Source organism: Microbacterium sp. NPDC012755 (assembly GCF_042901325.1).
GTDB classification, from domain to species: domain Bacteria; phylum Actinomycetota; class Actinomycetes; order Actinomycetales; family Microbacteriaceae; genus Microbacterium; species Microbacterium natoriense.
In genome coordinates this window covers 120,750-134,454 of the sequence record NZ_JBIBCT010000002.1, presented here as the reverse complement: position 1 = coordinate 134,454, position 13,705 = coordinate 120,750, and the positions used below count along the sequence as shown (strand labels likewise).

Annotated in this window: 11 protein-coding genes; 3 read left to right on the top strand and 8 right to left on the bottom strand. The window is 67.5% G+C overall.

What is annotated here, in order from left to right:
- Positions 1-35 precede the first annotated feature (35 nt).
- The 4 genes from ACFY5A_RS17795 to ACFY5A_RS17780 all read right to left on the bottom strand — a co-directional run bounded on the left by ACFY5A_RS17795 (position 36) and on the right by ACFY5A_RS17780 (position 5,399).
- Positions 36-947 carry a MetQ/NlpA family ABC transporter substrate-binding protein gene (locus ACFY5A_RS17795; RefSeq protein WP_341941662.1) on the bottom strand — a complete coding sequence of 304 codons (912 nt, stop codon included), beginning with the start codon at positions 945-947 and terminating at the stop codon, positions 36-38.
- 91 nt (positions 948-1,038) lie between these two features.
- Entirely contained in the window at positions 1,039-2,766 is a 1,728-nt protein-coding gene (locus ACFY5A_RS17790) for a Na+/H+ antiporter (protein ID WP_387236237.1), read from the bottom strand.
- A gap of 53 nt (positions 2,767-2,819) precedes the next feature.
- Entirely contained in the window at positions 2,820-4,613 is a 1,794-nt protein-coding gene (locus ACFY5A_RS17785) for an ABC-F family ATP-binding cassette domain-containing protein (RefSeq protein WP_387236234.1), read from the bottom strand.
- A 27-nt stretch (positions 4,614-4,640) separates the two neighbouring features.
- On the bottom strand, positions 4,641-5,399 hold the full coding sequence (locus ACFY5A_RS17780) for an alpha/beta hydrolase family protein (protein WP_341941660.1): 759 nt from the start codon (positions 5,397-5,399) through the stop codon (positions 4,641-4,643).
- A gap of 101 nt (positions 5,400-5,500) precedes the next feature.
- Here ACFY5A_RS17780 and ACFY5A_RS17775 point away from each other — a divergent pair, with 101 nt between their 5' ends.
- The 3 genes from ACFY5A_RS17775 to ACFY5A_RS17765 all read left to right on the top strand — a co-directional run bounded on the left by ACFY5A_RS17775 (position 5,501) and on the right by ACFY5A_RS17765 (position 8,338).
- Positions 5,501-6,886 carry a DUF222 domain-containing protein gene (locus tag ACFY5A_RS17775; protein ID WP_387236230.1) on the top strand — a complete coding sequence of 462 codons (1,386 nt, stop codon included), beginning with the start codon at positions 5,501-5,503 and terminating at the stop codon, positions 6,884-6,886.
- Between the two features lie 106 nt (positions 6,887-6,992).
- Positions 6,993-7,544 (top strand): hypothetical protein, encoded by a 552-nt coding sequence (locus ACFY5A_RS17770; protein ID WP_387236227.1) that lies wholly within the window; start codon positions 6,993-6,995, stop codon positions 7,542-7,544.
- Positions 7,545-7,867: 323 nt separating this feature from the next.
- Positions 7,868-8,338: a hypothetical protein gene (locus tag ACFY5A_RS17765; RefSeq protein ID WP_105672268.1), complete on the top strand. Its 471-nt coding sequence runs from the start codon at positions 7,868-7,870 to the stop codon at positions 8,336-8,338.
- An 89-nt stretch (positions 8,339-8,427) separates the two neighbouring features.
- Here ACFY5A_RS17765 and ACFY5A_RS17760 read toward each other — a convergent pair whose 3' ends face one another.
- The 4 genes from ACFY5A_RS17760 to ACFY5A_RS17745 form a co-directional block, all read right to left on the bottom strand.
- Positions 8,428-9,546, bottom strand: a complete 1,119-nt coding sequence (locus tag ACFY5A_RS17760) for a substrate-binding domain-containing protein (protein ID WP_386954944.1) — start codon at positions 9,544-9,546, stop codon at positions 8,428-8,430.
- A gap of 60 nt (positions 9,547-9,606) precedes the next feature.
- Positions 9,607-10,956, bottom strand: a complete 1,350-nt coding sequence (gene mmsB / locus ACFY5A_RS17755) for a multiple monosaccharide ABC transporter permease (RefSeq protein ID WP_386954946.1) — start codon at positions 10,954-10,956, stop codon at positions 9,607-9,609.
- Positions 10,953-12,473, bottom strand: coding sequence for a multiple monosaccharide ABC transporter ATP-binding protein (gene mmsA / locus ACFY5A_RS17750; RefSeq protein WP_263294988.1), 1,521 nt, complete (start codon positions 12,471-12,473; stop codon positions 10,953-10,955). Before mmsA ends, mmsB begins: the two co-directional genes overlap by 4 nt.
- Positions 12,474-12,627: 154 nt before the next feature.
- Positions 12,628-13,641: a LacI family DNA-binding transcriptional regulator gene (locus tag ACFY5A_RS17745; protein WP_105672272.1), complete on the bottom strand. Its 1,014-nt coding sequence runs from the start codon at positions 13,639-13,641 to the stop codon at positions 12,628-12,630.
- Between the last annotated feature and the right edge of the window lie 64 nt (positions 13,642-13,705).

The window sequence follows — 13,705 nt, the reverse complement described above, 5'->3', positions numbered from 1 at the left end:
GGCGCTGAGCGCCACCCGATTCTCTCAGTCGCTGACTACTTCTTGTCCTTCGCGTCCTTCTGGACCTTCTCGAGCGAGGCGACGAGGTCGGCGACGGGCGTCTGCAGCGGCACCGCCGTGTTCCCGGACGACTCCTGGAGTCCGGCCTGGACGTCCTTGTTCGTCTGGAAGATCTCGACGAGCTTCTTGTAGGTCGCGTTGTCGGCGTCTTCGGCGCGAGCCGCGAAGATGTTCACGTACGGCAGCGCGTTCGGGGACTCCGGGTCGTCCTTCGCGATCGCGTCGTCGAAGGTCAGACCGGCGTCCTTGACGAAGTCGTTGTTGATGATCGCGGCCGCGACGTCGGGCAGCGAGGTCGGGATCAGGGCCGCCTCCAGCGCCTTCACCTGGACCTTCGACTTCTCCGTATCGACGTCGGCGAGGTCGGAGTAGGGCGTGCCACCGCTCTTCAGCTCGACGAGACCCGCCGACTGCAGGACGTTGAGCGCGCGAGCCTGGTTGGACGCGTCATCCGGAACGGCGACGGTCTCGCCCTTCGGGATGTCCTTCACGTCGTCGTACTTCTGCGAGTACAGGCCGAGCGGGTAGATCGCGGTGGAGCCGACCGGCACCAGGTCCTTGCCCGAGGCGTTGTTGTACTCCGCGAGGTACACGATGTGCTGGAACTGGTTGAGGTCGATCTCGCCCTCGGCGAGCGCCGGGTTCGGCTGCTCGTACGAACCGAAGTCGACGAGCTCGACCGTGATCCCCTCGTCCGCCGCAGCCTCGACGAAGGGCGCCCACTGCGCGTCGCCCTTGCCGACGACGCCGATCTTGACGGTCTCGTCCTTGGCGGAGTCGCCGCTGCCGGCGCCGGCGTCGCTGGACGCCGTGGCGCAGCCCGCGAGGGCGACGAAGAGCGGGACCGCGGCCAGCGCGGCGAGGATGGACGTTGTGCGACGAGTCATGTGAAGAGTTCCTCTCTTGGGGGGACTCTTCAACGGTAGGCAGGGCCTCCCCGCCCCGAGGAATCGGGTGTCACACGGCGTCACAGCCGGATCAGTCGAACTCCTCGATCCCCTGCAGGCGCACCTGCTCGAGGTCGAGACGCGCGGAGATGCGGCGCACCACCACGTCGTCGACCGTGCCCGAACGGCGAAGCCCCAGCAGCACCTCGCGCTTGCGGTCGAGCAGCGCGAGCTTGAGGCGCGTGTGCTCCTCGTGGCGGATGAGCGGGGACCGCTGCGCGACGTCGACCGCGGTCGATGTCGCGATGATCTGCAGACTCGAGCCGTCGACGGCATCCTCCCGCTGCTCCACGAGCTCCAGGCCCGCGCTGCCGCCGCCGTAGGGGTCCGGCTCGTCGAGCATGGCGTCGAGGGCGCTGGCCTCGGCATCCACCGCCGCTTGCTCCCTGGCGAGAGCGCGCGCGTTCGCGTACTCGAGCATCAGGTAGCCTTCACTGCGCACGCGGTCGAGGATCTCCTGGCCGACGCCGTGCTCGGCCGCGAGGTCGTCGAGCGCCGCGAGCGCCGCACCCGAGATGGTGCGCTCGGCGAGCTCGTACTCCTCGACCTCCGCCGTGTCGACGGGGAGCTTGGCCCAGCGCACGACGGCCGGCAGGAGCGGACCCTGTACGAGCAGGCTGAGCAGGATGACGCCGGCCGTGACGACCACGACCTCGTCGCGTCCTTCGCCGCCGATCTCGACGGGGATGGAGAGCGCGATCGCGAGGGACACCGCTCCGCGCATGCCGGCGAACGTGGAGAGGAGGCGGACGCGTGCGGCGAGACCCCGTGGTGGTCGCGCGTCGGTCGGGCGGCGCACCACGGCGCTCAGCAGCTGGAACAGGTAGCGCACCGCCAGCAGAGCGATCCACACTCCGAGCGTGATGAGCACGAGGCGGCCCACGGCTGCGGCAGAGATCTCGTGCACGACGTACTGCACCTCGAGCCCGATCAGCACGAAGAGCGCGCCGTTGAGCAGGTAGACGCCGAACGGGAAGGCGGCCTCGGACTGGCGGCGGGAGGATGCCGTGGTGATGCGCGGAGACACGTACGCGATGACGAGTCCAGCCACGACGACCGCGAGCACACCCGAGGCGTGCATGATCTCCGCCAGCAGGAACGCCGTGAACGGCACGAGCAGCAGGGTCACGTTGATGACCGCCGTGCTCGTCGACCGGCGCAGCAGCAGATACGCGAGGGCCGCGATCACCGCGCCGGCGAGCACGCCGCCGACGTACGAGACCAGGACGGTCCAGGTGATGCTCAGCGGCGTGACGTCACCGCCGACCGCGAGCGAGATCGCGATGGCGTACAGCACGAGGGCCGTGCCGTCGTTCGTCAGGCTCTCCGCCTTCAGCTTCATGAACATGCGCCGCGGCAGCAGTCGCCCGAGGGCCGCGACGGCCGTGGCGTCAGGAGGGGCGACGGCGGCGCCGAGGATGAGCGCGATCTCCCACGGCATCCCGAACAGCACGCCCACTCCGGCGACGGCGAAGGCCGAGGCCACGACGAGCAGCGTGCTCATCGGCAGGATGTAGCGGAAGTCGCGCCGGATCGACCGGAGCGACGTCGTCAGGCTCTCCCAGAACAGCATCACGGGCAGGAACAGCAGCAGCACCGTCTCCGGCGGCAGCTGCACCTCGCGCAGCTGCGGCACGAAGCCGAGCAGCAGCCCGAAGACGACGAGGACGAGGGGCAGTGCGACGCGGATTCGCGGAGCGAGCAGGGTTCCTGCGAGGATCGTGAGTCCGAGCAGGACGGTGACTTCTAGACCTTCCATCTCTACCTCCCAACAGCGGTGAGAGAAGGATATTCCCCGTTCGGGGGTTCAGGTCAGCCGATCTCCTCCGTGAGCTCGAACCAGCGCAGTTCGAGCTCCTCGATCTCCGCCTCCCGATCCCCGATCGCCTTCATCTTCTCGCCGAGTCCGGCGTAGTCGGACTGGTCGTGGTCGGCGAGCGAGTGCTTGGCGGCATCCACCTGCTCCGTGAGCTTCTGGATGCGCCGCTCCAGGGCGGAGACCTCCTTCTGCGCGGTGCGCAGCGCCGCTCCGTCCAGCCCCTTCGGAGCAGCCTTCGCGGCTCCGGTGGACGCCTTGGAGGGCTCGGCGTCCTGCAGCTGACGCAGGCGCAGGTACTCGTCGACTCCGCCGGGGAGGTGCCGGAGTCTGCCGCCGAGGATCGCGAACTGCTGGTCGGTCACGCGCTCGAGGAAGTACCGGTCGTGGCTGACGACGAGCAGCGTGCCCGACCACGAGTCGAGGAGGTCCTCGATCGCGGCGAGCATGTCGGTGTCGAGGTCGTTCGTGGGCTCGTCGAGGATCAGCACGTTGGGCTGGTCGAGCAGCACGAGCAGCAGCTGCAGACGGCGCTGCTGACCTCCGGAGAGGTCCTTCACCGGGGTCGAGAGCTGGGCGGACGAGAATCCGAGGCGCTCCAGCAGCTGCCCGGGAGTGAGGTCCTGCGCCTTCGAGCCGTTGCCCATCGTGTACGAGGTGCGCAGACCCGAGATGACCACGCGCACCGGGTCGTTCCAGTGCTGGTCGAGCTCGTCGAGGCGCTGGGTCAGCGTCTGCACCTTGACGGTCGTGCCGCGCTTGACACGCCCGACCGTGGGTTCGACGGTGCCGGAGATCAGGCCGAGCAGCGTCGACTTGCCCGCGCCGTTGACCCCGAGGATGCCGGTGCGCTCCCCCGGCGCGATGCGCCACTCCACATCGCGCAGCACCTCCTTGTCGCCGTAGGACACCCCCACGTCGAGAAGGTCGACGACGTCTTTGCCGAGGCGGGAGACGGCGAGCGACTGCAGGGAGATCTTGTCGCGGATCTCGGGGACGTCGGCGATGAGCTCGTTGGCGGCGTCGATGCGGAACTTCGGCTTGGCCGTGCGTGCCGGGGCGCCGCGGCGCAGCCAGGCGAGCTCCTTGCGCGCGAGGTTCTGCCGCTTCGCCTCGGTGGCTGCGGCCATCCGGTCGCGCTCGACGCGCTGCAGGATGTACGCCGCGTAGCCGCCCTCGAAGGGCTCGACGATCCGGTCGTGCACCTCCCAGGTCTCGGTGCAGACCTCGTCGAGGAACCAGCGATCGTGGGTGACGACCATGAGGGCCCCGGAGTTCGGGCTCCACCGCTTCTTCAGGTGCCCGGCGAGCCAGGTGATCGCCTCGACGTCGAGGTGGTTGGTGGGCTCGTCGAGCGCGATGACGTCCCAGTCGCCGGTGAGCAGCTTCGCGAGCGAGACCCGTCGGCGCTGGCCGCCCGAGAGCGAGCCGATCTCGGCATCCCACGGCAGATCCCGCAGCAGCCCGTCGATGACGTCACGGACCTTCGCGTCGCCGGCCCATTCGTGCTCGGGGGTGTCGCCGACGACGGCCTGGCTGATCGTGAGACCGTCGCCGAGGGTGTCGGCCTGGTCGAGCACGCCGATCGTGGTGCCGCCGCGGACCGTCACGCGGCCGGAGTTGGGTTCCTTGATGCCTGCCAGCATCCCGAGGAGGCTGGACTTGCCGTCGCCGTTGCGGCCGACGATGCCGATGCGGTCGCCCTCCTCGATTCCGAGGGTCACGGAGTCGAAGACGACCCTGGTCGGGTATTCGAGCTGGAGGGCTTCTGCCCCGAGAAGATGTGCCATGTCACTTCAAGGGTAGTCGCGCTCGCCTCACCCGACGGCCGGGCCTCCGAACAGCTCGGGGAGGGAGGCAGTGAACTCCTCGAAGTGGCTGTACCAGACGGTGTGCGCAGCGCCGGGGATGCTGCGCACGTCGACCCCGTGCTCCGTGAGCCTCCGCACGTCGGCATCGCTCACCCACGAGCTCGGCTCGGCCCTGACGACGATCGACCCCGGAGCCGGCGGCCACTCGCCGTCGGTTCCGCAGGAGACGGATGCCAAGGTCTCCGGGTCGAACCGCTCGGCGGCACGAGCCTCGACCTCGGCATCCCTCTCGGAGTAGAAGGGGCGGCTCCGGCGCAGGGCATCGGCATCCACGCGTGCGAGGCGGTCGCACTCGTACCGGTCGACGAGCTCAGCGCGGTCATGACCGCCCTCGATCGACAGCGCGGCATCGACGTAGACGGTGAGGCTCGGGTCGAGAGCCGCGGCGGCCGCTGCCAGCACGGTGGCCCCGTAGGAGTGCCCGACGGCGTGGAGCGGCCCCTCGGGCGCGAGCCGCCTGATCGTCTCGACGACGGCGGCTGCGGCCTCGTCGACGGTGAGCTGCGGGTCACGGGGAGAGCGTCCGTGGCCGGGGAGATCGAGGGCGAGCACACGGTATCCCCGGTCGACGAGGAGCGGGATGACGCGCCACCAGCTCTCGGCTGATCCCATCGCTCCGTGCAGGAGCAGGGCGGTGCGGAGCGGGGGCGTCGCCGCACCGCCCGAGTCGGCGGAGTCGGCCGTGTCGAGGGCGTGGAGGAGCATCCGGTCAGTCAATCACGGTCGTTATCCTTCTGTGACATTTCGAAGTCTGCGAGCTGTGGAATCTTTGTTCGAATGTCGGTGGCCCCTGGTGTACTGGACTCATGACCGCACTGATCGACGCGACCGACTCCCAGATGGCGATGCTCGCCGATCTGGTCGAGTCGCTGGAGATCGCCGATGCGACGGTGAACGCGATGATGGCGGCCCGCGACGGGCTGTTCGCGCTGGCGGGTCGGATGGCCGTCGACATCGCGAAGCAGGGCGATCACCCCGATCGGGGCGACATGACGATCCGCGCGGTGGCGGCCGAGATCGGGCAGCGGCTCCGGGTCAGCGACCGCACGGTCGAGCGGAAGATCGGCGAGGCGTCGTGGCTGGTCGACGGCTTCCCCGCGGTGTGGCAGGCACAGGGCGCGGGGCGCATCACGGCCGCGCACACGCACGTCATCATCGACGCCGGCGCCCAGCTGACCGACGACGACCAGCGGGCGGAGTACGCCGAGGCCGTGCTCGCCGTCGCCGAGGTCGAGTCTCCGAATCGGCTGCGGGCACTCGCGAAGCGCATCGCCGAGAGGTTTCAGGAGCAGACGATCGACGACCGGCATCGGGCCGCCCGCGAGCGGAGGCGCGTCTGGGCGACGGAAGGCGAAGACGGCATGGCCGATCTCCACGTGCACGCCCCGGCCGTGCTGGTGCACGCGATGAAGGACCGCGTGTCCGAGATGGCCCACCGGATCCGCACCGAGAACATCCGCGAGGCGCGCGAAGCAGCAGCCGACGGCATCCCCTTCGACCCCGACACCCGGTCCGTCGACGAGATCCGCGCCGATCTCTTCGCCGACCTCGTGCTCTCCGGCACCCCGGTCGCCCACGACAGCGCAGACGGCCTGCTCGGCGAGATCCGCGGGCGTGTGGAGATCACCGTGCCCGTGCTCACCCTGATGGCGGAGGATGCCGCGGAGGCGACCTCGGCCGACGGGGACGCGTCCTCGACGACGCCGCCTGCGCTGCTCGACGGTGTCGTGCCCATCGACGCCGACACCGCTCGTGCGCTCGCAGGCTCTGCGACGGGGTGGGACCGAGTGCTCACCCACCCGATCACGGGTGCGATGCTCGCGGTCGACCGGTATCGCCCGTCGGAGCAGCTCAGACGGCACCTGAGGGCACGCGATCAGCGGTGCCGGTTCCCGACCTGCGGGATCGCCGCCAGGAAGTGCGACATCGACCACAACGATCCGGCGTCCACGGGTGGCGCGACCGCCGAGTGCAACCTCTGCTGCTTCTGCCGCAGGCATCACACGCTCAAACACGCCTCGCCGTGGCATGTCGAACATCACCCCGGCGGAGTGCTCGAATGGACGAGTCCCGCCGGCCGCACCTACACCGACACTCCCCCGGTACCGCACACGGTGTTGTTCGTCGCCGAGGCCGACGGTGCGCCCCCGACGGGGACGGCACTGCTCGCACGCGCCCGGGCGCCCTTCTGAGTTTTCGGTCTTCTGATCTCCTGAGCTCACGCGCGCGCATTCCCGCACGATCATGGCCTGTGGATAACTCCGGCGACGCATTCGCGAATCCGGTTACCGTGTGCGAGTGATTCTCCAGAGAACAGCCGCCCACTCCCTCAGCGGACTCGGCGCCCTCGCACTCATCGCGGGAGCAGTCGCCGGATGCGCACCCACTCCCACCCCGACGCCGACGCCCACCGCGGCCTTCGCGAGCGAGGAGGAGGCTTTTGCAAAAGCCGAGGAGGTGTACCGGGCGTTCAATGCTCGATTGAATGAAGTCGATCTCAGCGATACGAGGACCTTTGAACCATTGTTCGAGCTCTCCAGCGGTTCATTCGAGGCTGCAGATCGCGAGGCCTACTCCACGATGCATGCCGATGGTTTCATCATGAGCGGAGAAACAAGGGTTCTCTCCTTCGACGGAGTGAGGTCCAAACCACCCTTTACCACCGTCGTTGCGAACGTCTGCCTCGATGTGTCATCAGTTTCCATCGTCGACTCGTCCGGGGTGTCCCAAGTGAGCTCCGACCGTCCTTCTACTTACGCACTTGAGATCACCTTCGTGTCCGAGAAGAACCACAGCCTCTCAATCGACTCCGCAGCGGAACGAGAGGATGTCGCATGCGTAGTGGAGTAGCAGCGATTTTCGCGATCGGAGGTGTCCTGCTCATGACCCAGCTTCCGTCCCAAGACTCGACAACTGATCCGGAAAACCCCTTGGGGAGCGCGGCCATTGCAACGGGGCGATCATCGCTCACAGTCAGCAGCTCAGCGACCCAAATGGGCACGACTCCATCTACGGGCCAGAGGGATGTCAGCTCTGACGACTCCGACTCCCCTTCGTCGCCCCCGTCGTCCTACGACGCCGACGGGTGTCTCATCACGACGGACGAGGATGGCCGCTGCATCCGCGCGCGGATACGGGCCAACCCTGACGGGACCCCCGCGCCCTCGATCACGATGACCGACCTCGCGCAGTTCGCCCCTCCGGCCGCGGACTTCGCCGTCGAGCCCGGCAACGCCGGAATCGCGGGCATGCCGACGAACCTCCTCGGAGCCGCCTCCGTCCGGACACAGACCGGGACGCTGTTCGGCAACCCGATCAGCGTTCGCTTCACGCCCATCGCGTACGACTACTCCTACGGCGACGGCTCCACCGCCACGGTCACCGTCCCCGGCCGCACCTGGGAAGAGCTCGGCCAGGCGCCGTTCACCCCGACGCCGACCAGCCACGTCTACTCCGCACGCGGCACCTACACGGCCGCCCTCAGCATCCGCTACTCCGCCCAGGTCGACCTCGGCGGCGGCTGGTTCCCCGTGATCGGCGAACTCACGATCGACAGCCCCAGCCAGCAGATCCGCATCTTCGAGGCCCACACGGCCCTCGTCGCACGCACCTGCCTCGAGAATCCCGCCGCGGTCGGCTGCTGACCCGACCATCGCCTCATACAAGAAGACGAGCCGTCCGGACCAGAAGGTCCGGACGGCTCGCGCGTCCCCAGGAATCGGAGCGCTGCTGCTTACTGGTACGACTTCACGATCTCGAGCAGGCTCGGGACGTTCGCGTACGCCTCAGCGGCGTTGGCCTTGGTGACGATGATCGGCTTCAGCAGGAACGCCGGGACGACCTTCACGCCGTTGTCGTACGACTCGGTGTCGTTGACGTCGACCTTCTCGCCCTTCTGCAGCTGCTGGACCATCTTGATGGACTGCTCGACGAGCAGCGTGGTGTCCTTGTTGATCGTGGAGTACTGGATGCCCTCCATGATCGACTTGACCGACTCGACCTCGGAGTCCTGACCCGTGACGACCGGAACCGGCTTGCCCGCGCCCTGGACGGACGTGATGATGGCGCGAGCCAGCGTGTCATTCGGCGACAGGACGCCGTCGAGCGTCTCGGTGCCGTACGACGAGGTCAGCAGCGAGTCCATGCGACGCTGGGCGTTCTCGGCCTTCCAGCCGTCGGTCGCCGTCTGCGCGATCTCGGTCTGACCCGAGACGACCTTCAGGTCGCCCTTCTCGATCTCCGGCTTCAGCACGCTCATCGCACCGTCGAAGAACACCTTCGAGTTGGCGTCGTCAGGCGAACCCGAGAACAGCTCGATGTTCCACGGCGCGTCGTGACCCGAGCGCTCCTTCAGACCGTCGAGCAGAGCCTGGCCCTGCAGCTCGCCGACCTTGAAGTTGTCGAACGCGACGTAGTAGTCGACGGCCTTGGTGTTCTCGATCAGACGGTCGTAGGCGATGACCGTGACGCCCTTGGACTGAGCATCCTCGACCTGGGTCGCGAGCTGCTTGCCGTCCTTGGCGCCGATGATGATGACCTTGGCGCCGCTGGTCACGAGAGCCTGGATCTGGTTCTGCTGCTCGGCGACCGTGTTGCTCGCCGGGGCGTACTGCACGTCGGCCTTGAAACCGGCCTTCTCGAGTCCGCTCTTGAACAGGTCGCCGGCCAGCACCCAGTTCTCACTGGTCTTGTCGGGAAGGGCGACGCCGATCAGGGCATCGGCGGCGAAGCCCTTGCTGGCCTCCGTCGAGGTGCCCCCGCCGGTGTCTCCCCCGCGCTCCGAGGAGCACCCGGTGAGAGTGAAGGCTGCCGCTGCGACAAGCGCTGTCGCGGTGACGATGATCTTCTTCATGTGATCTCTTTCTGTGGTGAGGGACAGATGCTGCACGCGGGCGGCGCGTGCAGCATCCGCCTACTTTCCGCTCGTCTTCTCGACGGCGGGGGCCTGATAGGTCTGAGTGGGGTCGAAGGTCGCGCTGCCGGGTTCGTTCCTGCGACCGAAGTTGCGCATGATGAACCCCGTCACGGAGGGGCGTCCCTGCCGCTTGTTCCACACGTCGACACCGACGGCGAACAGCAGCACGAGACCCTTGATCATCGACACGAGGTCGGCGCCGGCGCCCATGAGGGCGAGTCCGTTGTTCAGGAACGCCATGACCAGACCACCGATGATCGATCCGATCACCGTGCCGATGCCTCCCGACACCGCGGCGCCACCGATGAACACCGAGGCGATGGCGTCGAGCTCCCAGCCGTTGCCGTCCTGAGGTCCGGATGCCGCAGCGCGGGCGACGTAGATCATTCCGGCGAGCGAGGCGAGCACGGACATGTTCATCATCACGAAGAAGTCGACCCAGCGGTCCTTGACGCCCGACAGGCGGGCCGCCTGCCGGTTGCCGCCGACGGCGTAGATGTGACGGCCGAACACCGTGCTGTTCGTGACGAACGAGTACAGGATGACCAGCACGAGCAGGATGATGCCCGACACCGGGAAGCTCGTGCCGGGGCGCCCGGTGGCGAACAGCCAGCCCGCGACGAGGATGACGGCGGAGAGCACGACGACCTTGACGACGCTCACCCACAGGGGCGCGGAGTCAGAGCCCATCTTCTTCTGCACGCGGCGGGTGCGGATCTCCCAGAACACGATCCATCCGGCGCCGAGGATGGCGAGGATCATGGTCGGCACGTTGAACGGGACGGGCAGAGCGACCTCGGGCAGGTAGCCGGCGCCGATCACGCGGAACCCAGGAGGCACGGGGATCGTCGTGGACTGGCCGATGAACTGGTTCGCCCCGCGGAAGAGCAGCATGCCGGCCAGCGTCACGATGAACGCCGGGACCCCGACGTACGCGACCCAGAAGCCCTGCCAGGCGCCGACGACCACGCCGACCCCGATGCCGAGCACGATCGCGAGCGGCCAGGGCAGGCTCCACTCGGTCATCGCCTTCGCGACGATGATGCCGGTGAAGGCCGCGACCGAGCCGACGGACAGATCGATGTGCCCCATGATGATGACCATCACCATGCCGATCGCGAGGATCAGGATGTAGGAGTACTGGTTGACGACGTTGATCAGGTTCTCGGGCGACAGCGTGAGACCCGTCCCCTTCGCGAGCCAGGTCAGGATCTGGAAGAACACCAGGATCACGATCAGGCTGCCGAGGATGCCGAACTGGCGGAGGGTGGACTGTCCGCCGCCGAACATCTTCGTGATGTCGCCGAAATGGAACGGGCGCTTCGTAGGAGTGAGATCGGTACTCATGCGGATGCCTTCTGGTTCGTGGAGGTCATGCTGCGCATGAGAGCCTCGGGTGTCGCCTGGTCGGCCGGGATGCAGTCGGTGACCCGACCTTCGAAAACGGTGTAGATGCGGTCGGAGATGCCGAGCAGCTCGGGGAGCTCGCTGGAGATGACGATGACGCCCTTGCCCTGCGCGGCGAGCTGGTTGATGATCGCGTAGATCTCGTACTTCGCGCCGACGTCGATGCCTCGCGTCGGCTCGTCGAGGATCAGCAGGTCGGGGTCGGTGAACATCCACTTCGCCAGCACGACCTTCTGCTGGTTGCCGCCGGACAGCTTGCCGACGCCCTCCTCGACCGACGGGGTCTTGATGCGCAGCGCCTTGCGGTAGTCCTCGGCGATCGCGAACTCGGCCCGCGAGTCGACGACCCCGCGCTTCGCGATCTTCGAGAGCTTCGCGGCGACGACCGAGCGCTTGATCGTGTCGAGCAGGTTGAGCCCGAGCACCTTTCGGTCCTCGCTCACGTACGCGAGACCGTGCTTGATGGCCGACGCCACATCGGGCAGCTCGATCTCCTTGCCGTCCTTCACGATCGTGCCGGAGAGGAACGTGCCGTACGAGCGTCCGAAGATGCTCATCGCGAGCTCGGTGCGTCCTGCACCCATGAGGCCGGCGATGCCGACGACCTCGCCGCGGCGGACGTTGAGGCTCGAGCCCTTCACGACCATGCGCTCGGAGACCGTCGGATGCTGCACCCACCAGTCCTTGACCTCGAAGAACACCTCGCCGATCTCGGGCTCGCGGTCGGGGTAGCGGCTCTCCAGCGAGCGGCCCACCATGCCGCGGATGATGCGGTCCTCGTTGATCTCGCCGCGGGAGATGTCGAGGGTCTCGACCGTGCGTCCGTCGCGGATGATCGTGATCTCGTCGGCGATCTGCTCGATCTCGTTGAGCTTGTGGCTGATCATGATCGACGCGATCCCCTTGGCCTTGAGGCCGAGGATCAGGTCGAGCAGGTGCTGCGAGTCGTTCTCGTTGAGCGCGGCGGTGGGCTCGTCGAGGATGAGCAGCTTGACGTCCTTGTTGAGCGCCTTCGCGATCTCGATGAGCTGCTGCTTGCCGACGCCGAGGGTCTTGATCGGCGCGTCGGGGTCTTCGTCGAGGCCGACCCTGGCGAGCAGCTCGATCGCACGCTGCTTCTGCGCCTGCCAGTCGATGCGCCCGAAGCTGCGGATCTCATTGCCGAGGAAGATGTTCTCGGTGACGGACAGCTCGGGGATCAGCGCGAGCTCCTGGTGGATGATCACGATGCCGGCCTGCTCGCTCGCGGCGATGTCCTTGAAGCGCTGCTCCTGCCCGTAGAGCAGGATGTCGCCGTCATAGGTGCCGTACGGGTACACACCCGAGAGGACCTTCATGAGGGTGGACTTTCCCGCGCCGTTCTCACCGCAGATCGCGTGGATCTCTCCCGCGCGGACGGTGATCGACACGTCGGACAGTGCCTTGACGCCCGGGAACTCCTTGGTGATGTCTCGCATCTCCAGGATCGGGCCTGACACGACCGGCAACGTTGCTGTGGTGCTCACGGATCTTCCTCGCGCCTTTGCGGTCATCTTCCATGTGACCGTTCACATTGGTTTATATGGTCCACTCTCCACGGGGCAGTGTCAAGCCCGTGATCGAATCGTGCCCTTATCGCGGCGCGGACGACTCCCGCGGACGCAGCATCGTCTGCAGCGCGCCGAACTCCGGCACCGCCTCACCGCGGATCTGAGCGAGCAGGATCCGCACGGCTCTCCTGCCCAGCTCGGGGAAGTCCTGATGCACCGTCGTCAGCGACGGGGCGACATGTGCCGCGACCGGAATGTCATCGAAGCCGACGACGCTCACATCCTCCGGCACCCGCACACCCGCGACCCGGAAGCCGTGCATGAGGCCGATAGCCATCTGGTCATTGGCCGCGAAGATCCCGGTGAAGTCCCGGCGCCGCGACAGCTCCTGACCGGCGAAGAAGCCGAAGTCCGCCGTCCAGTCGCCGCGGATCGGCGGGAACGTGGGCAGATCGGCCTCCCTCAGCGCATCGAGGTAGCCCCGCATGCGCGACTCCGCCTCGATCCAGTCCTGCGGCCCGGCCAGATGGAGGATGTCGGTGTGCCCGAGGGATATGAGGTGCTCCGTGGCCGCCCTGGCTCCGGCGACCTGGTCTGCGGAGTGGCTGACGCCGTCGGATCCGGACGCCGTCTGCAGCGTCACGAAGGGCATGTCGACGGTCATGCCGCGCAGGACATGGAACACCCGCACCTGCGGGGCGAGCACCACGATGCCGTCGACCTGCTCCCGCGACAGCTGTCGCAGCGCATTGCCGATCGCCTCCGGCGTGGTGGCCGAGAGGTTCAGCGTCGAGACCGAGTACCCCTCCTCGCGCGCGGCATCCTCGATCCCCACGATCGACGAGGTGGGACCGAACTCCCCCACCGTCGCCGACAGGATGCCGAGCATGTTGGACTTGCTCGTCACGAGCGCCCTGGCCGCGAGATTGGGCCGGTAGTCGAGCACGGAGATCGCGTCGAGGACCTTGGCCTTGGTCTCCGGACGGATGCTCGGATGATCGTTGAGCACCCGGGAGACGGTCTGGTGCGAGACCCCTGCCAACCGGGCGACGTCGCGGATGCTGGGCATCCGTGCGCGCTCTGAGGCCGTCGACATCACAGCCTCCTCGCATGTGCACGGTCACATCTATCGTCCCCATTATGTCTCTCCCCGCCCTCCG